This is a genomic window from Vibrio sp. R12-SW3-ISO1, from assembly GCF_059834005.1.
In genome coordinates, this window is sequence record NZ_JCBDGK010000001.1 from 57,223 (window position 1) to 76,782 (window position 19,560).

Here is a 19,560-nt window from a genome sequence, read left to right on the forward strand (position 1 = left end):
CTAACATACAATTTGGGAAATAGACATCTAGGGTTCCGGCTGTTGAAACAGTGTCTGGGTCAAGAGTTGTCAACCTCGTAAGAGGTCACACGGAGGGATAGAAGCCCGGGAGATTGAACCAAACTAATTGGTTGCGTCTCTTGTGTTGATATTCAGTGACCTCATGGAGGAGATTCAAATGAAAGCTCAAATCAAAAAAAGCCTACTCGCATCGGTTGTTGGTACCTCGCTACTGGCATCCGCTTTTTCACCTATCGCACTTGCTCAAGAGAAAGAGAAATTTACGCTGGCTTGGTCCATCTACGTTGGTTGGATGCCGTGGGATTATGCCGATCATGCTGGGATCATAGACAAATGGGCAGACAAATATGGCATTGACATCGATGTCGTGCAGGTGAACGACTATATAGAGTCGATCAACCAGTTCACGACAGGTCAGTTCGATGCCACTGTGATGACCAACATGGACGCATTAACGATTCCCGCTGCAAGTGGTGTGGACTCTACTGCTCTTGTGGTCGGTGATTTCTCCAATGGGAATGACGGTATTGTCCTTAAAGGGGACAAGCAACTTGAAGACCTAAAAGGCCAATCGATCAATCTTGTCGAGTTGAGTGTGTCTCACTACTTGATGGCTCGTGCATTAGAAAGTGTCGGTTTGAGTGAGCGTGATGTGAAAGTGGTGAACACCTCTGACGCTGATCTTGTTGCTGCGTTTAGCACAAGTGAAGTGACATCGGTTGTGACTTGGAACCCCCTTCTTAGCGAAATTACTTCTCAGCCAGACACCTCTTTTGTTTTTGACTCTTCTGATATTCCTGGCGAAATCATTGATCTACTCGTCGTCAATACAGAGACGCTACAAAGTAACCCCGCATTAGGTAAAGCATTAACAGGCGCATGGTATGAGATCATGTCAATCATGCAATCACCTGAACAGGGCGATGAAGCCAAATCATATATGGCGCAAGCGTCAGGGACAGATCTTGATGGCTACAAGTCTCAACTCCAAGCAACCAACATGTTCTACTCAGCAGATGAGGCGGTCAGCTTTACGCAAAGCCCTAAACTGGCAGAAACGATGCAAAAAGTCAGTGAGTTTTCGTTTGAACATGGATTACTTGGCGAAGGTGCACCTGATGCAGGCTTCATTGGTGTAGAAACACCAACGAGTGTGTTCGGTGACCCTAGCAACGTCAAGCTTCGATTTACTTCTGAATACATGCAGATGGCAGCGGACAACACGCTGTAACCTCACCATTCGGTCGTTGTAATTGGAGTCATTATGACCAAAGTAATTAACCGTCACCCGTCTAAACTTGGGCGGGTTATGCTCGGCGTGATGCCTTTTCTTATCCTGCTTGCCGTCTATGTGACGGCATCGGATGCGAGATTGGCGGCGAACTCCGCAGACAAATTGCTGCCAGCCTTTAGCAGTTTTGCTGATGCCATTGATAGAATGGCATTTACCCCAAGTCGAAGAACGGGCGAATACCTGATGTGGACGGACACCTTTGCAAGCCTAGCACGGCTGGGCTGGGGGATTGGTCTCAGTGCCCTTATCGGTCTGTCATTGGGCATTGCGACCGGGATCGTTCCTTTAATGCGCGCGTCGCTATCACCGGTGATCACGGCCGTATCACTGATACCACCTATGGCGATTTTACCGATTTTGTTTATTTCATTCGGAGTGGGTGAATTGTCCAAGGTCGTGCTGATTGTCATCGGTGTGTGTCCAATCATCATTAGGGACATTCAACTTCGAGTGCAAAGCTTGCCGGATGAACAGCTCATAAAGGCTCAGACTTTAGGTGCGAACAGTTGGCAAATAATCGTGCGAGTGATCCTTCCGCAGATTATGCCCAAACTGATTGAAGCGGTTCGCCTAACCTTGGGTAGCGCATGGCTGTTTCTGATTGCTGCCGAAGCGATAGTCGCTACCGAAGGCTTGGGCTATCGTATCTTCTTAGTACGCCGTTATCTATCGATGGATGTGATTCTGCCGTATGTGTTGTGGATTACTCTCTTAGCTTACAGCATGGACTGGTTGCTGCGTCTAGCATCAAAAAAGCTCAGCCCTTGGTATCACCAGTCACAAGGAGAGAGCCATGGTTAACTCCACTACGAACAAAGAAAACACCCCTCCGATCATTCAAGTCAAACAGGTCTGGAAAGAGTATGGCGACAACATCGTTTTAGAGCGTTTAAACCTTACGGTTCATGAAGGGGATTTTGTCAGTATTGTAGGCACCTCTGGGTGCGGTAAAACCACATTCCTCAATATGTTGCTCGGTACCGAAACACCCTCAAGAGGACAATTACTATTGGATGGCGAACCTTTGACACAAGAACCTGGAGTCGAACGAGGCATCGTGTTCCAAAAGTACTCTGTATTCCCACACTTAACAGCACTTGAGAATGTCATGCTCGGTTATGAGTTTGAGTCGAATAGTCTTTCTAGCCGCACGCTGGGACGACTGTTTGGCTCGAAGAAGCAGCAGGCCAAAGAGCAGGCATTAAAGATGCTCGATCAGGTTGGCCTTGTAGCGGCTCAAGATAAATACCCGCATGAGCTATCGGGTGGTATGAGGCAGCGACTCTCCATCGCTCAGGCGCTGATAAAAAGACCAAGAATTCTGTTGTTGGATGAACCGTTTGGCGCGCTGGATCCGGGGATTCGAAAAGATATGCATGTGTTAGTGAAGTCGCTGTGGAAAGAGCAAAATTTAACGGTGTTCATGATCACGCACGACCTGAGTGAAGGCTTCCATCTGGGCAACCGTTTATGGGTGTTTGATCATACTCGTCATGATGAGCAAGCGCCGGAGCGTTTTGGCGCGCAGGTGACATTTGATATCTCAACCGAGCAGTTGGACAACACGCCGCCAGACCAACTTTTTTCCAAAATTGCATAAGGAATAAAACATGTTAGCAAAACAGGATGTGATTTTTTCAGACACTCTGCCAGGGGCCGCGCATTGGTCAATGGTGGTACCCAAAGGGCGAACCGTACGCTTCATAGATATCGAGGGTGGTGCGAATTTGAGTGTGTTGTTCTACAACCCGGCTAATCTACTTGAGCGCTACAATGCGCCCGATACCTTGAAATGCCAACATACGTTTAAGTTAACCCAAGGCCACTGCTTGTACTCTGATATGGGACGCATCTTCTGCTCGATTGTGCGCGATGATACCGGCTGGATTGATACGGTGTGTGGGGTCAGCAACAAACAAAAAGTGGCAGAAAAATGGGGTGAACGGGACTACCAAGCCCAACGCAATCAGTGGAAGCAAAATGGTTATGATGCGCTGTTGGTCGAGGTGGCTAAATACGGTTTAGGTAAGCGTGATTTGGCTGCGAACTTAAATCTATTTAGCAAAGTCGCCACCGATGAGGAGGGTAATCTTAACTACGACCCACAACACAGCAACGCGGGCGATAGCATTGAACTGCGATTTGAAATGGATACGTTGGTTGTGATGACCACTTGTCCACATCCACTTAATCAATCAAAAACCTACCCATACCAGCCCGTTGAGGTTTCAGTATGGGAATCTGAGTCAATGCAAGATGGCGATGCCTGTCTCACTCATCGGGAAGAGAACGAGCGAGGCTTTGAAAATAACCGCCGCTATGCTGCAACGGCAAGTCGAACGTTTGAAGCATCAGCCACCCGCCAATGTTGCTAAAGGAGCAAACCATGATTGTAGAGAGCCAATTGCCACTTAATGAAGCCCTATATCGTGACACCGTGCCAGCGGGTGATTACTACATGAAAGTCGTCAAAAAAGGGCAGACTGTGCGCATTCTTGATATTGAGGGTAACCAAGCCGCAGATACGCTGTTTTACAACGCCAATGATCCTTCAGAGCGTTACAGCGCGATGGATACGATTCGAGAGCAGGCCAATGTTTATCTAACCGCAGGCACGAAGATTTTATCTGATCAAGGCAACGTAATGCTTGAGATAGTGGCGGATACCTGTGGTCGACACGATACCTTGGGCGGCGCATGTGCGACTGAGAGCAACACAGTACGCTACTCGATAGACAAAAAGTGTATGCATGCTTGTCGTGATAGCTGGTTACTGGCGGTGGCTGAAAATGAGCAGTTTGGTATGTCGAAGCGCGACATCACCCATAATATTAACTTCTTTATGAATGTCCCCGTCACAGCCGAAGGCGGTCTGACTTTTGCCGACGGTATCAGTGGTGCAGGTAAATACGTGGAGCTAAAAGCTCACATGGACGTCATTGTGTTGATGTCAAACTGCCCACAATTGAACAATCCATGTAATGCCTACAACCCGACCCCCGTTGAGGTCATTATCTGGGAATAAAGGTTTTGGCGATAAAGTCAGCAAGCACGCTGTCGAACATGAGCAAGGGACGACCCTAACGAATGCTCTTTGTTGTTCCGGGACGACCCGGATTTTAGGGACGAAATTATGTTTAGTAAGGTATTGATTGCTAACCGTGGAGCCATTGCCTGTCGAGTTATCCGCACGTTAAAACACCTCAATATTGGCAGCGTTGCGATTTACAGCGAAGCCGATTCACACAGCCTCCATGTCGTCGGTGCTGATGAGGCGTTCTCTCTAGGACAAGGGGGCGCGACCGAAACCTACCTTGATCAAGATAAAATACTCTCCATTGCTAAAGAGTCGGGCGCGCAAGCGATTCATCCTGGCTACGGTTTCCTGAGTGAAAATCCAGAGTTCGTTGAACGCTGCGAAAAAGAAGGGTTGGTCTTTTTAGGGCCCACAGCAGAGCAAATGCGTGCGTTCGGACTGAAACACTCTGCACGCGACATTGCCACTCAAGCCGATGTGCCACTTCTCCCTGGCACGGGGTTGCTTAACGACAAGCAGCAAGCACTGCGTGAAGCGGAGAACATTGGTTACCCAGTGATGCTCAAAAGCACGGCAGGTGGTGGTGGTATCGGCATGCAGTGTTGTTTCACAAGCCAAGAGTTGGATGAGGCTTACGACAGCGTTAAACGATTGAGTGAGAACAATTTCAGCAACAGTGGCGTGTTTATCGAGAAGTTTATTCAGCAAGCACGCCACATTGAAGTCCAGATTTTTGGCGATGGACGGGGTCATGTGGTTGCCTTGGGCGAGCGGGACTGCTCGGCGCAGCGTCGCAACCAAAAAGTCATTGAAGAAACCCCCGCGCCTAACCTAGACGATGAAACCCGAATTAAGCTGCAAGAGACCGCAGTGAAGTTGGCCGCTCAGGTGAATTACCGAAATGCAGGAACGGTGGAGTTTGTATTGGATCAGCAAACACAAGCCTTCTACTTCCTTGAAGTCAACACGCGTCTTCAGGTTGAACATGGTGTCACAGAAGAAGTGTTTGGTGTGGACCTTGTCGAGTGGATGGTTCGCCAAGGGGCAGAGCAACTCGACTTAAAAGCGCTGGGCGCGCACCTCAAATCACAAGGTCATGCGATCCAGGTTCGTCTCTATGCGGAAGATGCCAACAAGAACTTTCAACCTTGTGCCGGTCTATTGAGCCATGTTGAGTGGGCAGAGCAAGAGAATTTGCGCATTGAACACTGGATTGAAGCGGGCGTTGAAGTATCACCATTTTTTGACCCTATGCTGGCGAAAGTGATCGTTCATGCTGCCGATAGAGACACGGCACTGGCTGAACTTAAACAAAGCTTAGACAAAAGTACTATTTACGGAATAGAGCACAACAAAGCGTACTTGAGCCAGCTCTTAGCGAGCGAACTGGTTAAGAAAGGCGAGGTGCTGACTCAATCTCTCAATAGCTTTGAGTTCAAGCCCAATACCTTTGATGTGATCAGCGGAGGTACCCAAACCACCATTCAAGACTACCCAGCACGAACAGGTTACTGGGACATTGGCGTGCCGCCTTCAGGCCCGATGGATAGCTTGAGCTTCCGGTTAGGCAATAGACTGCTGGGGAATGAGGACTCAAGTGCCGGTCTGGAAATGATTGTTTCTGGTCCAACGTTAAAATTTAACCAAGACACTCGTATAGCTCTAACGGGCGCAACGATTCAAGCGACGCTTGATGATCAATTGGTTGCGATGAATGCGGCCATCGACATCAAAGCAGGACAAACGCTCAAACTCGGTAAAATACTCGATGGCGCTCGAACTTATCTCGCTGTTCAGGGGGGCATTGATTGTCCTCAATATCTTGGTAGCCGTTCAACCTTCACTTTAGGTCAATTTGGGGGCCATGCTGGGCGCGCATTGCTAGCGGGCGATGTGTTGCACATTCATCCCGTCGTTCAAGCGGGTAGCACTGAAATTGGCTCACTTCCTCAGCCGATTTTCAACGGCGAGTGGCAGATTCGAGTGATCTATGGGCCGCACGGTGCGCCTGATTTTTTCACTCAGGAAGATATCGATAAATTTTTTGATGCGCAGTGGAAAGTGCACTTTAACTCTAGCCGAACTGGCGTTCGCTTAATTGGACCGAAACCAAATTGGGCTCGCGCTGACGGTGGCGAAGCGGGCCTTCATCCCTCTAACATCCACGATAATGCGTATGCGGTTGGTACTATCGATTTCACGGGTGACATGCCGGTCATCTTAGGGCCGGATGGGCCGAGCTTGGGAGGGTTCGTTTGCCCTGCCACCATCATCAAAGCCGATCTATGGAAAATGGGACAGCTCAAATCAGGGGATAAGATTCGATTTATTCCGGTTACGGTAGAAAACGCCGAGTTAGCCGAGCTCGCACAGCTGGCTCAAATTGAAGTCGGCGCTATTGATGAAATGGCGCTGCCAAGAGCAGATCTCGGCTCGCCCGTCATTAAAACAATACCAGCCAGTCAATATGGAGAACAGGTGGTATATCGACCCTGTGGCGAGGATTACCTGCTGGTGGAATATGGACCACAAAGACTCGATATTCGTCTGCGATTTCGAGTTCATGCTTTGATGCTGAAGCTTCAAGAGCGGCGGTTGCTAGGTGTAGAAGAACTGACTCCGGGTATACGTTCCCTGCAAATTCACTACGATAACCTTATGTTGCCAAGAGCGCAGTTGCTTGAAGAGCTGGAAAAAATTGAAGCAACGCTGGATAACATCGATGATCTCGCTGTTCCTGCTCGCGTAGTGCATTTGCCACTCTCTTGGGATGATGAAGCCACTCGGCTGGCGATACGTAAATACGATGAGATCGTACGTAAAGACGCACCTTGGTGCCCAGACAACATTGAGTTTATTCGCCGCATCAACGGGCTTGATTCCGTCGAGGACGTTAAGCGCATTGTGTTCGATGCCAGCTACTTAGTGATGGGCTTAGGGGATGTGTATCTTGGCGCGCCGGTCGCAACACCAATGGATCCTCGTCACCGCTTGGTCACGACGAAATATAATCCAGCACGTACTTGGACGCCTGAAAACGCGGTAGGCATTGGTGGCGCCTATTTGTGTGTCTACGGCATGGAAGGCCCCGGGGGGTATCAATTTGTCGGTCGCACTTTGCAAATGTGGAATCGCTATCGTCAAACAGAAGCCTTTACCAAGCCTTGGCTATTGCGCTTTTTTGACCAGATTAGGTTCTATGAAGTGAGTGCACAAGAGCTATTGGATATCCGTGAAAAGCATCCTCTAGGTCACTACCCAATTAAAATTGAACAGACAGAGTTTTCACTCGCGGACTATCAATCCACTCTTGATGACCATGCCGATGAAATAAAGCAAAGCAAAGCACGCCAGCAACAAGCATTTGAACAAGAGCGCCAACGCTGGGAAGAGTCTGGACAAGCGAATTTTGTCGCCACTGAAATTGAGCAGTCGAATGTACACACTGAGCTTGCAGAGGGACAAGAAGCCATTGAGAGTCATGTTGCTGGCAACATCTGGAAAGTGCTTGTTAAGCCTGGCCAAACGGTAAAAGAGAACGACGTCGTGATGATACTAGAAGCGATGAAGATGGAGCTTGAGGTGACCGCGAGTGTCTCTGGTGTGATTGACTCGATATGCCACGAGGCGGGCGCACAAGTCCATGCGGGTGAGCCACTGCTTGTCGTCAACACCTGCAAGGCATGATTCGGTTTTTGAGGATAGAAAAGATGACAGATTCAAATACAAGGTGTCAGGCAATGGAAGAACCAACAACGATCGGCCGCTTACTTGAAGCATACCGTAATGGTGATATAGAGGTAGAGATGTTTTTGCGCAGCAAACTGGCGCAAGTGAGAGCGGATCAATCCAATGCCTGGGTGTCAGTGATTTCTGACCAGCAACTGGGGGAGTATCTCGCTCAACTTTCAGGGCAAGAGATTGACCAGCTACCTCTGTTTGGTGTTCCTTTTGCGATCAAAGATAATATCGATTTGCAGGGCTTAGACACCACCGCGGGTTGCGAGGCATACCGCTATCAACCAACGGAGTCGGCTTACGTTGTTCAGCAGTTGATAAAAGCAGGTGCAGTCCCCTTAGGTAAGACGAGCCTTGACCAGTTCGCCACTGGCTTAGTGGGTACACGCAGCCCTTGGGGAGCAGTGAAAAATAGCTTTGATCCTAAATACATCTCAGGTGGTTCGAGCTCTGGCAGTGCGGTTGCGGTTGCGAGCAACCAAGTTTACTTTGCATTGGGTACCGATACCGCGGGTTCAGGACGCGTCCCGGCAGCATTTAATAACCTTTATGGCCTCAAACCGAGCAGAGGGGTGTTGAGCTGCAGTGGCGTTGTTCCGGCCTGCCGTACACTAGATTGCGTGACGTTTTTTACCAAGTGTGCTGAAGACTTAAGCACCCTCTACCGAGTCGGCGCAAGCTACGATGAGAGCGACTGTTATGCGCGCCATGCCCTTAAACAAGGACAAAACACAACGACGCAATTTTCTGGATTGAAGGTCGGAGTTCCAGGTGAAGAGCAGCTTAAATTCTTTGGTAATGAAGACTATCGTAAGCTCTATGCTCAGTCGGTTGCTCGCTTAGAGTCTTTGGGCGCGCAGACTATTCCTTTCGATTTGTCACCCTTCTTAGAAGCCGCCAATCTTCTTTACCAAGGTCCCTGGGTTGCGGAGCGATACGCCGCGATTGAATCCTTTTTCAACGATAATCAAGAACAGTGTTTAGAAGTGATTCAAACGATTGTCGGTGGAGCGAAACAACTATCGGCTGCGGATACGTTTAAAGCCATGTATCTACTGCAAGCATTTAAAGTTCAGTGCGATAAGTTGATGGAAGAGGTGGATGTTGTGCTAACCCCTACGGCCGGCACGATTTACACTATTGATGAGGTGAGCAACAACCCAATCGAGCTCAATTCTAACCTTGGTTACTACACCAATTTCATGAACTTACTCGACTACAGTGCGATCGCGATGCCAGCAGGTTTCACCGACGCCGGACTCCCGTTTGGTGTGACTCTGTTTGCCCAAGCGTTTCATGACGAAGCCTTGGTTGCGTTAGCGACCGAGTGGCAGAGAACGATGAACTTACCGCTAGGGGCGACCGAAATAGAATTAGAGAGCAGCGAGAGTGTGGATCTATTGGTTTGTGGTGCACACATGAAAGATTTAGCGCTCAATCATCAACTGATTGAGTTAGGTGCGAACTTTAAACGGCGAACCACGACATCTGAACACTATTCTCTTTATTGCTTAGCCGGCGGGCCCCCACTGAGACCGGGCTTAGTCCGTCATTCAAACCAAGGGCAAAAGATTGAAGTTGAAATTTGGCGCGTGCCGAAAAAGCAGCTTGGTTCCCTGTTGATGCAAATTCCCCATCCATTGGGGTTGGGCCGCGTTGAGATTGATTCTGGTGACTGGGTCACTGGGTTCATATGTGAAGGGATTGGCATTGAAGGGGCTACCGACATCACCCAGACTGGAGGGTGGCGGTATTATCTGCAAGAGTTATCTGAACGCTGCTAAAATGTGTTTATAAACCCCCATGCCAACATCATGTGGTATAGGGGGTTACAAATTGATGAGAAGGCGTGAATGGACATCAGTATGATCTATGTACTGACCTATTCAGCCTGCTCACGATTGATCGATGGATCAAGAATCCACTCAGCGCTGTCGTTGAGCACGTCCATTTTTGTAATTTTACCTTTCCTGACTTCAAATCTATCTGTGTAGCGATTGCCATCGAAATGGCGTCCATCTGGCCACTGACCATACAAAAAACCTGTTGAATACACGACGCAGTGGTCCTCTTTTTCCATCGCATCGTATTGCTGAATGTTCTTTTTCACCCATTGGTATCGTTGTTGGTTAAAAGCCTTGATGGCGTGGGTATTCTCCATTTCTCTTCGACCTGTAAATGTGATTTTTACGTCAGGGGACATAAACGTCGCGGCCGTCTCCGGATCTGGCTTCATTGATGCTTCTAAAAATTGTTGGACGATGTCTACGGCATTCTCTAGTTCACTCATCGATTCATTTCCTTATGTGGATTGATTTGGTGCAAAAATGTTAATTTTTGTGCCTTTTTTGTGCAAAGTGCGCCTCTAATTGGCTGAAAACCGCACTTTCTCGTATGGCACCCAAATTGCTAGCAATTATTGTGCAATAGCTAGCAATCAATGAAAAGAGGGATCTTATGAAACATTCAATTATCAAAAAATGGGTCAGACAGGGACTTGGGATAAGCGCTTTGGCTGCTGCGTCTTTGACGGCGTTTTCAACCATTGCGCAAGAGCCAATTAAAGTGGGATTAGTTGCTGCTCTATCAGGCCAGTCGGCGAAATCAGGAGAGGCGATCACTCGTGGGTTAGAAATTGCGATTGATGAGATAAACGAAGGTGGCGGCGTATTAGGTCGACCACTTGAACTGGTGCGACGTGACGATGAAAGCAACCCATCAAAAGGGCTGTTAGCGGCGCGCGAGTTGATTCAAAAAGAAGAGGTCGCGGTGTTATTTGGTGGTTTAGACACGCCCGTTTCGCTTGCGATTGTGCCTGTCGCCAACCGAATGAAAATGCCCTTTATGGGGGTGTGGGCGGCGGGTACACCGATTACCAAAAATGGCGCTAAGGAGAACTATGTGTTTCGTGTCTCTGCGGTGGATGAGGTGGTCGACGAAGCGCTGGTTCAGTATGCCATCGATAAGTATGCGGTGAAAAAGCCAGGCATGTTGCTGATCAATAACCCTTGGGGCGAGTCGAACGAAACAGGTTTTCGCCAAGCTCTCAATAGTCGTGGCATAGAATACACAGGTATTGAGCGTATTGAATCTGGTGACGTTGACTTAGTCCCACAATTGACCCGTTTAAAAGAGAAAGGTACGGACACGCTATTAATGGTCGCGAACGTGGCGCCTTCCGCTCAGGTGGTCAAATCACTTGAACGTATGGGCTGGGATGTCCCTGTAGTCTCCCACTGGGGACCGGCGGGTGGACGTTTCGGTGAGCTTGCTGGTCCAACGGCCGATCGAGTGCACTTTATTCAGACGTTTACCTTTACGGATACTACAACCGGAAAAGGCGGCGAGGTATTTGGCAAGTTACAAGCGAAATTCCCAGAGATACAAAGTGTTGCCGATGTGACTCCCGCGGTTGGGATTGCCAATGCGTATGACGCGATGCACTTAACGGCGCTCGCAATCAAGAATGCTGGATCTACGGAGGGGAGCGCGATTCGTGAAGGGTACTACCGCATTGATGACTATCAAGGGCTGATCAAGGATTTTAAGCGTCCGTTTACAGAAACACAACATGATGCGATCGGCCCCAATGACTACGTGTTCACACACTTTGTGAATAACCAAATCGTTCCGGTTCAGTAACGATCAGTTTGGGTTATACATCCATCACCATGTAAAGGAGAGCGTAGCGCCATGTTAACCGCCGCGATCATAACAGGCCTTGGTCTGGGGAGCATGTATGCTCTCCTTGCTTTGGGTTTCCATATTACCTTTATCGTCAGTAAGACGGTGAATTTTTCTCAGGGCAGCGCGATGATGCTTGGTGCTGTGCTGGCTTACACATTATGTATCACCTGGGGTATGCCGTATTGGGTTGCTTTTTCTATCACACTGCTATTAAGCGCATTGTATGGACTGGTCATCGAGCGGTTCTTAGTGCGTCCGTTTGCCAGCAAAGGGTCCGATGCGTGGCTTATGGCGACGGTTGCAGGAGGGATATTGATGGACAACACGGTTCTGTTCAGTTTTGGCAAGGAGCCAAGACAGTTCACCAACACGTTCGCGACGACAAGTCTTGAGCTATTTAGTAGCGGCGTTTATGTATTGCAAGTCATGATCCCGGTTGTCGGGGTGATCATTGCGGGTTTACTTGTCTTGGTAGTAAGGCATACCCAACTTGGTAAGGTGCTCCAGGCGAGCGTTCAAAACCCCAATTCAGCGCAGTTGATGGGGATTAATGTTAGTCGCGTGGTCGCCGTCAGTTTTGCTGTCTCTACGGTACTTGCGGCAATTGCAGGCATTCTAATCGCGCCGCTCTATGCCGTGCATTCCGACATGGGAACATTGTTTGGCTTGAAGGCGTTTGCTGTTGCTATCCTTGGCGGGATCGCGAGTGCTTCCGGCGTATTCAGCGCAGGGCTTATTTTTGGTTTAGTCGAAGCGATTGTCACCGTCTATTTTGGCTCTGCATTTACACAAATTATTACCTTTACTCTGGTCATTATTGCTTTGGCTGTGAAGCCGAATGGCCTGTTTGTTAAAGGTCAGGAGGTGAAGGTATGAGCGCTATCAATACCAAGTCTTGGTTATGGGTGGCGCTGTTCACCCTAGTAGGGGCGATATTATGTTTCCTACTCGACAGTTATTCTCTGCTGGTTTTTACCCTATGCGTGTTAACGGCTATCGTCGGAGTCGGGCTCAACATATTAATGGGGATGAGTGGTCAGATAAGCTTCGGTCACATTGCGTTTTACGCCATCGGTGCTTACGTGAGCGCATTATTATTGCTCAATGACGTGCCGTTTGTGCTCGCCTTAGCTGCGGCATGTTTAGTGTGCGCAGCCATTGGAGCATTACTCGCCATTCCAGCTATGCGTGTTACTGGCCCTTACTTGGCAATGGTGACGATCGCTTTTGCCTTTGTGGTTCATCATGGTTTGATGGAGTGGAAGAGCCTCACTGGAGGCGCCAACGGATTGATGGGTATCATGATGCCGCAATTCGGAGAGATGGAACCTGAACGTCTACTTGCCTTAACCAGCACTGCCATTTTAGGCTTGGGGTTACTCACCTATCAGCTGTTTTATTTCAGTGGCTGGGGCAAAGCGATGCGCGCGGTAAAGTCGAGCCCTATTGCCGCGAGATCGCTAGGATTTAACCCAGTACAGACGCAAACGCTCGCGTTTTCTTTGTCTGCGGCATTTGCCGGTATCGCCGGGGCGATGATCCCTCCGCTGATGATGTACATCAGCCCAAGTACATTTCCGTTTACCCAGTCAATTTTGTTCGTTCTCGTCGTTATTTTGGGGGGAGTCGGCACGCTGTGGGGGCCGGTCATTGGCGCCACTGTGGTCGTGTTATTGCCTGAACTCTTAGCGCCTCTGGCGGAATATCGCCTGCTGATATTCGCTGTTTTGCTATTGGTGGTTCTATGGGTGGCGCCAAGAGGTTTGATAGGAGAGGTCGCAGCGAAATTTCGTCGCTCATTCACCCAACTTCCACCTAATTCTGTCAATCGTCATCTTATCGCGACGTTTTATGATCGTGCTGACAACGGGTTGAGCGCGCTCAAAGTCAATAATATCGGTATCACGTTTGGTGGTGTGGTTGCGGCCAAAGCGGTGAGTTTTGAAGCGCCGTTAGGCAAAGTGACGAGCATCATCGGCCCTAATGGCGCGGGCAAAACCACCGTGCTCAATATGATCAGTGGTTTTTATACGCCCGATCAAGGCAGTGTGATGTTGAATGAAGAAGTCGCGGGGCTTCCTGCACACCGCATTGCCCGAAGTGGTGTTGCCCGCACCTATCAAACCACACAACTGTTTGAGGATATGTCGGTCATTGAAAACCTGCTTGCTGCAATGCAGCAGGGTACACTAGGTCACCCGTTTTATGCGGAGCAATCCGGTCAAAGAGATCTGGCGTTAAACCTATTGGCTTTGGTGGGCTATCGTGGCTCTATCCACACACCAGCGGAAGACTTGCCACATGTCGATCGACGTTTGGTCGAGATTGCGCGTGCGTTGGCGACATGCCCGTGGGTGATACTGCTGGATGAACCTGCAGCTGGGCTGAGTAGAGAAGACACCGATCAGCTTGCTCAATTAATTAAGTCGATTGCAGGCTTTGGTATTGCGGTCATCTTGGTTGAGCATGATATGAAATTGGTGATGGGTGTCAGTGATGACATATTAGTACTGGATGCAGGTACGCCCATTGCCTTCGGCAAACCTCAACAGATACAACAAGATCCCAAAGTCATCGCCGCTTATCTTGGCGCAACCCGTTATACCGCACCGCCGCGTGAAAACAGATGGAAAGCGGAAAAAGAAGCCGTGTTGTTTACCAAGCAATTAACGATAGATTACGGTGCCTCACCGGTTGTGCACGAAGTGGACATTGAAGTGAACCCAGGTGAGTGTGTCGCCATCTTGGGCGCCAATGGCGCTGGAAAGAGCAGCATTTTACAAAGCCTCGCTGGTTTGAAAAAACCGCGCAGCGGTACGATTGGTCTTGACGATGCTTATATCCATCACCTCGATGCGAGTCAAATAGCGAAACGCGGATTGGCTTTGGTACCCGAAGGTCGTCAGTTATTTGGTGAGCTCTCCGTCAGAGATAATTTGTTAATGGGAGCACACAGCCGTCTAGATGAAGTGGATAAAGAGTCAGAAATTGAGGCTATTTTGGCGCGATTCCCTCGTCTTCGCGATCGTATCGACAGTCAGGCGGGCCTTCTATCCGGAGGTGAGCAGCAGATGGTGGCGGTAGGCAGGGCATTAATGGCGAAGCCACACATTTTGTTGTTGGATGAACCGTCACTTGGGCTCGCACCTTCAATGATCGCTGAGCTCTATGATGCGCTTGCGCAGCTCAGAGATGACGGTGTGACCATCTTACTGGTTGATCAGATGGCGAACCTTGCCTTGCAGATAGCCGATCGCGCGTACCTGCTTGAAACGGGCACCATTGTACAAACCGGCAGTTCGGAACAGCTACGATCAGATTCTGAGCTAGAAAAAGCGTATTTAGGAGCAAGCTCATGATAGCCGATACTGTAGTGACCAATTGCCGCTTGGACGGCGAGCCACAACTTAACTGCGCATTTATCAACGAGGGGGTGTTTGTCGGCTTTAAACGGCAAGTTGAACTTGAACCCAGTGAACTGACGGGTAGGAAAGAGATAGACGCACAAGGCAGGTTGATGCTACCCGGTCTGGTAGAAACCCATGTACATCTTGATAAAGCATGCACGGTATCTCGCTGTGCCTTGCAAAAAGGCACACTGCAAGAAGCGATTGAACAGACCTCACGGCTAAAAGCGGAGTTCACTTATCAAGACATCTATCAGCGCGGGAAACAGGTACTAGAGAAGGCCATCAAGCATGGCACCAGTTATATGCGTACGCATGTAGAGATTGATCCTGTGATTGGGTTGGTTGGTTTTCAGGCAATCTCAGCGCTCAAAAAAGAGTATGCCTGGGCGATAACGCTGGAGTTGTGCGTCTTTCCACAAGAAGGCCTTCATAATAACCCGGGAACGTACGAATTACTGGCTGACGCACTCGATCAAGGGGCGGATCTGTTGGGGGGGTGCCCTTATACCGATAGTGAACCAGAGGAGCAGGTAAGGGCGCTGTTTTCCTTGGCCAAGCAATACGATGTGGATATTGATTTTCACCTTGATTTTGACCTTGATACATCCACCATGACATTGCCGTTTGTCATCGAAATGACGCAGGCATGTGATTATCAGGGACGGGTTACCGTTGGGCATGTGACAAAACTATCGGCGCTGCCATCACAAGCGCTCGCGCCCATAGCAGCACAAATGGCTATGGCAGGTGTTCATTTGACGGCGCTGCCGAGCACCGATCTTTTTCTCAACGGTCGTGATTTTGATTGTCTGATACCGAGAGGGGTGGCGCCGCTCAAGCCGATGAGTCAGCGTGGGGTGTGCTGCTCAATATCGAGCAACAACATTGAGAATCCATTTACACCTTATGGCGACGCGTCTCAAATCAGGATGGCGAATCTGTATGCCAACATTGCCCATTTGACGACAAAAACAGAGTTAGCGCAGTGTTTCGATTGGATTTGTACCGATTCAGCAAGGCTCATGAAAATTGTTCAGCATGGCATAGGAGTCGGAAAGGCGGCGGACGCGGTGTTTTTTGATGCGTTAGACAAAGCCGATATCGTCGCGAAGATAGCGCTACCCACTATGGGTATCAAGCGCGGAAACGTCACCTTTACGAGGCCAGAAGTTCAGTTGCATCAATTGGAGAAAGCGCAATAAACGCGGGCTTGACGTCAGTATAGCTTCGCGGTAAGGCTCAGAGAACGAGAAAGAATAAGTGGTAAGCACAATACTGATATCAAAGGTTGAGTGCTTCACTCAAATCGAGTTCTTGCTCTTTGTGACGGCTTAAGTCTAGCTCAGCCTCAAGATGGTCGAGGTGGGCTAACATCACAGAGACGGCAAGGCTTGTGTCGCCAGACTTTAATGCCTCTATAAGCTGCAGGTGTTCATCATGCTGGCAGGTGGGAACGTCGTTACGCTGGTAGAGTGCGACGATTAACGAGCTGCGTACCATCAGGTTGTCAAACATCTCCATCAATACCGTATTGCCACAGAGTCGCGCTAAGAGACGATGAAAGTCACACAGCGCGTCGACAATTTCTCGTCGATCATCGGTATGTACAGCAGCATGCTCACGCTCAATGTGTGCAAGAATCTCATGCCAATGGTCGGCCATCAGTTCGGATGAAATACCTTCAACGATACCTCTTTCAATCACCCGACGAGCCGCAAATACTTCTTTAGCTTCGGCTTCACTAGGTTTGGCCACCATAGCGCCACGGTTGGGCTCGATCTTAACGATGTGTTGCAGGGCCAAGCGTTGTAGCGCCGTTTGTACATGGTTACGGTTGGCTTGGAGTGCGGAGACAATTTGCGCTTCAACCAAACGCTGTCCCGGTTTTAGTTTGTGTTGCGCGACAGCAGTTGATAGCGCCGCCATAATTCTCTGCACTTCCTTTTGTTTATGCGTCGATGCGGTGGAACGCGACGTAACCATGTTTTTCAAGCCTTTGTAACCTATTCACTATCGTTAAGTCTAACTCTGTTTTCCCGCTAGTGACAACGTTATACCTTGTTTATATTGTTGATTTTCACCTTTGACGACCAGTAGGTCAGTCGTTTTATTTATCGTACTGCTATTCTCACCATGAAACTTCTTCATGTTTAAAGTGAAGTAATACCAATATTCTTCAACTCGTGAACTCCGTATAACTGGCGTTAGGCTTTGACCCACCCAGCAGAGCCTAAATCGTCAGCGTTTTCTCAGGAAATAGGATAATTACAATGAATAACGAGTTCACTTTTAGGATTAAAAGCCTGCGTTTTGATGAGCATTATCAGCCGTCAGACAACACGCGTATTACCACCAACTTTGCTAACTTGGCACGGGGCGAACAACGTCAAGACAACCTGCGAGCGGCGCTGCGAATGATGGACAATCGCTTCAATTCGCTTGCACATTGGGACAATCCTACTGGTGATCGTTACGCATTGGAGTTGGACATCATCTCCGTCGAGATCGCGTTAGACGGGCAAAGTGACGCTTTTCCCTCGATAGAAGTCCTGCAAACGCATATTTTGGATCGTAAAAACAATCAACGTATTGAAGGTATCGTGGGGAATAACTTCTCTTCCTATGTGCGCGATTACGATTTTAGTGTCTTACTGCTTGAGCACAATAAGCATGCGAACCAGTTTAGTGTGCCGCCCAAATTTGGTGAGCTGCATGGCCAACTGTTCCAGTCTTTTGTTCGCTCTGCGACATATCAGCAATCGTTTAACAAGCGTCCGGTGATTTGCCTCAGTGTTTCCGACAACAAGATTTATCGCCGCACCAGCAATCAACACCCGGTGCTCGGTGTTGAGTATCTGCCGAATGAATCGTCGCTTACTGAGCAGTATTTCAAAAAGATGGGCTTAGACGTACGTTACTTTATGCCGCCGAACTGCGCCGCGCCCCTGGCTTTCTACTTCTTTGGCGACTTACTCAATGATTACACCAATCTAGAACTCATCAGCACGATCAGCACGATGGAGACGTTTCAAAAGATTTATCGCCCAGAGATCTACAACGCTAACGCAGCCGCGGGCGCGGTGTATCAGCCAAAATTGAACAATCGCGATCACTCTCTAACACAAATCGTCTATGACCGCGAAGAACGCAGCCAATTGGCAGTAGAGCAAGGGAAATTTGCACAAACACACTTTATTCAACCGTATCAAGCGCGACTTGAGCAGTGGTCAGAAAGCTACGCGTAACCATGATGAAAATTTTGTGAAGGAACAATCGATGAAAACATTACTACCGACATCTACCGCGGGAAGCTTACCTAAACCGTCATGGCTTGCCGAGCCGGAGACACTGTGGTCCCCGTGGAAGTTAGAAGGGGAAGCGCTGCAAGATGGAAAACGCGATGCTCTGCGTGTAGCCCTGCAAGAGCAGCAATTCGCGGGCGTTACTATCGTCAGTGACGGCGAGCAAACGCGCCAACACTTTGTCACTACGTTTATTGAGCATTTGGGTGGGGTGGATTTCGACAATCGTCAAACCGTGACCATTCGTAATCGTTATGAAGCAAGCGTGCCAACCGTGGTTGGCCCAGTAAGTCGCATCAAACCGGTGTTTGTCGAGGACGCGAAATTTTTGCGCCAGCAAACTGACCAACCCATCAAGTGGGCACTGCCTGGGCCGATGACTATGATCGATACCTTGTATGATGCGCACTACAAAAGCCGTGAGAAATTGGCGTGGGAGTTTGCCAAGATCCTCAATCAAGAAGCAAAAGAGCTTGAAGCGGCAGGTGTCGATATCATCCAGTTTGATGAACCCGCGTTTAATGTGTTCTTCGATGACGTGAACGACTGGGGAATCGCCTGCTTAGAACGTGCGATTGAAGGGCTTAAATGTGAAACCGCGGTGCACATCTGCTATGGCTACGGTATCAAAGCCAACACTGACTGGAAAAAAACGTTGGGCAGCGAGTGGCGCCAATATGAGGCCGTGTTCCCTAAGTTGCAGCAATCAAACATCGATATTATCTCACTGGAGTGCCACAACTCACGTGTGCCGATTGAGTTGTTATCATTGATTCGAGGCAAAAAAGTGATGGTGGGCGCTATTGATGTCGCCACTCATGACATTGAAACGCCAGAAGAGGTCGCAAGTACGCTCAGAGAAGCGCTCAAATATGTCGATGCCGATAAGTTGTACCCTTGTACCAACTGCGGCATGGCACCTTTACCTCGCGAGGTCTCTGCTGCCAAGCTCAAAGCATTGAGCGACGGCGCCAAAATAGTCCGAGACGAGTTAGTCGCATCGGCGTAACGCACTGTTGAGCTCGGATTGTATGCGCTGGGTTTGACAGCCTCACCACTGAGGTCTATATT

The 19,560-nt window shown here is 49.1% G+C and carries 15 protein-coding genes and 1 riboswitch; of the genes, 13 read left to right on the forward strand and 2 right to left on the reverse strand.

Annotated elements, in window-relative coordinates; genetic code table 11:
• Nucleotides 1-16: 16 nt before the first annotated feature.
• Nucleotides 17-114, forward strand: a riboswitch (guanidine-I (ykkC/yxkD leader).
• Nucleotides 115-178: 64 nt separating this feature from the next.
• The 7 genes from AC6R0R_RS00225 (at nucleotide 179) to atzF (ending at nucleotide 9,874) form a co-directional block, all read left to right on the forward strand.
• Nucleotides 179-1,252, forward strand: a complete 1,074-nt coding sequence (locus AC6R0R_RS00225) for a putative urea ABC transporter substrate-binding protein (RefSeq protein ID WP_500625255.1) — start codon at nucleotides 179-181, stop codon at nucleotides 1,250-1,252.
• A 33-nt stretch (nucleotides 1,253-1,285) separates the two neighbouring features.
• Nucleotides 1,286-2,116 carry an ABC transporter permease gene (locus AC6R0R_RS00230; RefSeq protein ID WP_500625256.1) on the forward strand — a complete coding sequence of 277 codons (831 nt, stop codon included), beginning with the start codon at nucleotides 1,286-1,288 and terminating at the stop codon, nucleotides 2,114-2,116.
• The gene (locus tag AC6R0R_RS00235; RefSeq protein WP_500625257.1) at nucleotides 2,109-2,915 is read left to right on the forward strand and encodes an ABC transporter ATP-binding protein; all 807 of its coding nucleotides are present in this window, start codon (nucleotides 2,109-2,111) and stop codon (nucleotides 2,913-2,915) included. Before AC6R0R_RS00230 ends, AC6R0R_RS00235 begins: the two co-directional genes overlap by 8 nt.
• 10 nt (nucleotides 2,916-2,925) lie before the next feature.
• The gene (locus tag AC6R0R_RS00240) at nucleotides 2,926-3,690 is read left to right on the forward strand and encodes an urea amidolyase associated protein UAAP1 (RefSeq protein WP_500625258.1); all 765 of its coding nucleotides are present in this window, start codon (nucleotides 2,926-2,928) and stop codon (nucleotides 3,688-3,690) included.
• Between the two features lie 11 nt (nucleotides 3,691-3,701).
• Nucleotides 3,702-4,340 (forward strand): urea amidolyase associated protein UAAP2, encoded by a 639-nt coding sequence (locus AC6R0R_RS00245; protein WP_500625259.1) that lies wholly within the window; start codon nucleotides 3,702-3,704, stop codon nucleotides 4,338-4,340.
• A 108-nt stretch (nucleotides 4,341-4,448) separates the two neighbouring features.
• Nucleotides 4,449-8,039 (forward strand): urea carboxylase, encoded by a 3,591-nt coding sequence (gene uca / locus AC6R0R_RS00250; protein ID WP_500625260.1) that lies wholly within the window; start codon nucleotides 4,449-4,451, stop codon nucleotides 8,037-8,039.
• A gap of 53 nt (nucleotides 8,040-8,092) precedes the next feature.
• Complete coding sequence (atzF, locus tag AC6R0R_RS00255) at nucleotides 8,093-9,874, forward strand: allophanate hydrolase (RefSeq protein WP_500625261.1); 1,782 nt, start codon at nucleotides 8,093-8,095, stop codon at nucleotides 9,872-9,874.
• A 98-nt stretch (nucleotides 9,875-9,972) separates the two neighbouring features.
• Here atzF and AC6R0R_RS00260 read toward each other — a convergent pair whose 3' ends face one another.
• Complete coding sequence (locus AC6R0R_RS00260) at nucleotides 9,973-10,380, reverse strand: nuclear transport factor 2 family protein (RefSeq protein WP_500625262.1); 408 nt, start codon at nucleotides 10,378-10,380, stop codon at nucleotides 9,973-9,975.
• A gap of 167 nt (nucleotides 10,381-10,547) precedes the next feature.
• On the opposite strand from AC6R0R_RS00260, the gene AC6R0R_RS00265 reads away from it, so the two are divergent.
• From AC6R0R_RS00265 to AC6R0R_RS00280, 4 genes are read left to right on the forward strand one after another with little or no spacing between them, the layout of a single operon-like run.
• Nucleotides 10,548-11,732, forward strand: coding sequence for an ABC transporter substrate-binding protein (locus AC6R0R_RS00265; protein ID WP_500625263.1), 1,185 nt, complete (start codon nucleotides 10,548-10,550; stop codon nucleotides 11,730-11,732).
• 51 nt (nucleotides 11,733-11,783) lie between these two features.
• Nucleotides 11,784-12,653: a branched-chain amino acid ABC transporter permease gene (locus AC6R0R_RS00270; RefSeq protein WP_500625264.1), complete on the forward strand. Its 870-nt coding sequence runs from the start codon at nucleotides 11,784-11,786 to the stop codon at nucleotides 12,651-12,653.
• Nucleotides 12,650-15,136: a branched-chain amino acid ABC transporter ATP-binding protein/permease gene (locus tag AC6R0R_RS00275; protein WP_500625265.1), complete on the forward strand. Its 2,487-nt coding sequence runs from the start codon at nucleotides 12,650-12,652 to the stop codon at nucleotides 15,134-15,136. The genes AC6R0R_RS00270 and AC6R0R_RS00275 overlap by 4 nt, the downstream gene beginning before the upstream one ends.
• Entirely contained in the window at nucleotides 15,133-16,389 is a 1,257-nt protein-coding gene (locus tag AC6R0R_RS00280) for an amidohydrolase family protein (protein WP_500625266.1), read from the forward strand. The genes AC6R0R_RS00275 and AC6R0R_RS00280 overlap by 4 nt, the downstream gene beginning before the upstream one ends.
• Nucleotides 16,390-16,468: 79 nt before the next feature.
• On the opposite strand, the gene AC6R0R_RS00285 is transcribed toward AC6R0R_RS00280, so the two are convergent.
• Entirely contained in the window at nucleotides 16,469-17,113 is a 645-nt protein-coding gene (locus tag AC6R0R_RS00285) for a GntR family transcriptional regulator (RefSeq protein ID WP_500625267.1), read from the reverse strand.
• Between the two features lie 344 nt (nucleotides 17,114-17,457).
• Here AC6R0R_RS00285 and AC6R0R_RS00290 point away from each other — a divergent pair, with 344 nt between their 5' ends.
• Nucleotides 17,458-18,432, forward strand: a complete 975-nt coding sequence (locus AC6R0R_RS00290) for a DUF1852 domain-containing protein (protein ID WP_500625268.1) — start codon at nucleotides 17,458-17,460, stop codon at nucleotides 18,430-18,432.
• A gap of 31 nt (nucleotides 18,433-18,463) precedes the next feature.
• Entirely contained in the window at nucleotides 18,464-19,498 is a 1,035-nt protein-coding gene (locus AC6R0R_RS00295) for a methionine synthase (protein WP_500625269.1), read from the forward strand.
• Nucleotides 19,499-19,560: the final 62 nt, after the last annotated feature.

Coding starts and splice junctions, on each gene's coding strand:
- AC6R0R_RS00240 (WP_500625258.1), top strand. CDS start 2,926: ATGTTAGCAAAACAGGATGTGATTTTTTCAGACACTCTGCCAGGGGCC.
- AC6R0R_RS00280 (WP_500625266.1), top strand. CDS start 15,133: ATGATAGCCGATACTGTAGTGACCAATTGCCGCTTGGACGGCGAGCCA.
- AC6R0R_RS00260 (WP_500625262.1), bottom strand. CDS start 10,380: ATGAGTGAACTAGAGAATGCCGTAGACATCGTCCAACAATTTTTAGAA.
- AC6R0R_RS00245 (WP_500625259.1), top strand. CDS start 3,702: ATGATTGTAGAGAGCCAATTGCCACTTAATGAAGCCCTATATCGTGAC.
- uca (WP_500625260.1), top strand. CDS start 4,449: ATGTTTAGTAAGGTATTGATTGCTAACCGTGGAGCCATTGCCTGTCGA.
- AC6R0R_RS00270 (WP_500625264.1), top strand. CDS start 11,784: ATGTTAACCGCCGCGATCATAACAGGCCTTGGTCTGGGGAGCATGTAT.
- AC6R0R_RS00235 (WP_500625257.1), top strand. CDS start 2,109: ATGGTTAACTCCACTACGAACAAAGAAAACACCCCTCCGATCATTCAA.
- AC6R0R_RS00265 (WP_500625263.1), top strand. CDS start 10,548: ATGAAACATTCAATTATCAAAAAATGGGTCAGACAGGGACTTGGGATA.
- AC6R0R_RS00295 (WP_500625269.1), top strand. CDS start 18,464: ATGAAAACATTACTACCGACATCTACCGCGGGAAGCTTACCTAAACCG.
- AC6R0R_RS00275 (WP_500625265.1), top strand. CDS start 12,650: ATGAGCGCTATCAATACCAAGTCTTGGTTATGGGTGGCGCTGTTCACC.
- AC6R0R_RS00285 (WP_500625267.1), bottom strand. CDS start 17,113: ATGGCGGCGCTATCAACTGCTGTCGCGCAACACAAACTAAAACCGGGA.
- AC6R0R_RS00225 (WP_500625255.1), top strand. CDS start 179: ATGAAAGCTCAAATCAAAAAAAGCCTACTCGCATCGGTTGTTGGTACC.
- AC6R0R_RS00230 (WP_500625256.1), top strand. CDS start 1,286: ATGACCAAAGTAATTAACCGTCACCCGTCTAAACTTGGGCGGGTTATG.
- atzF (WP_500625261.1), top strand. CDS start 8,093: ATGGAAGAACCAACAACGATCGGCCGCTTACTTGAAGCATACCGTAAT.
- AC6R0R_RS00290 (WP_500625268.1), top strand. CDS start 17,458: ATGAATAACGAGTTCACTTTTAGGATTAAAAGCCTGCGTTTTGATGAG.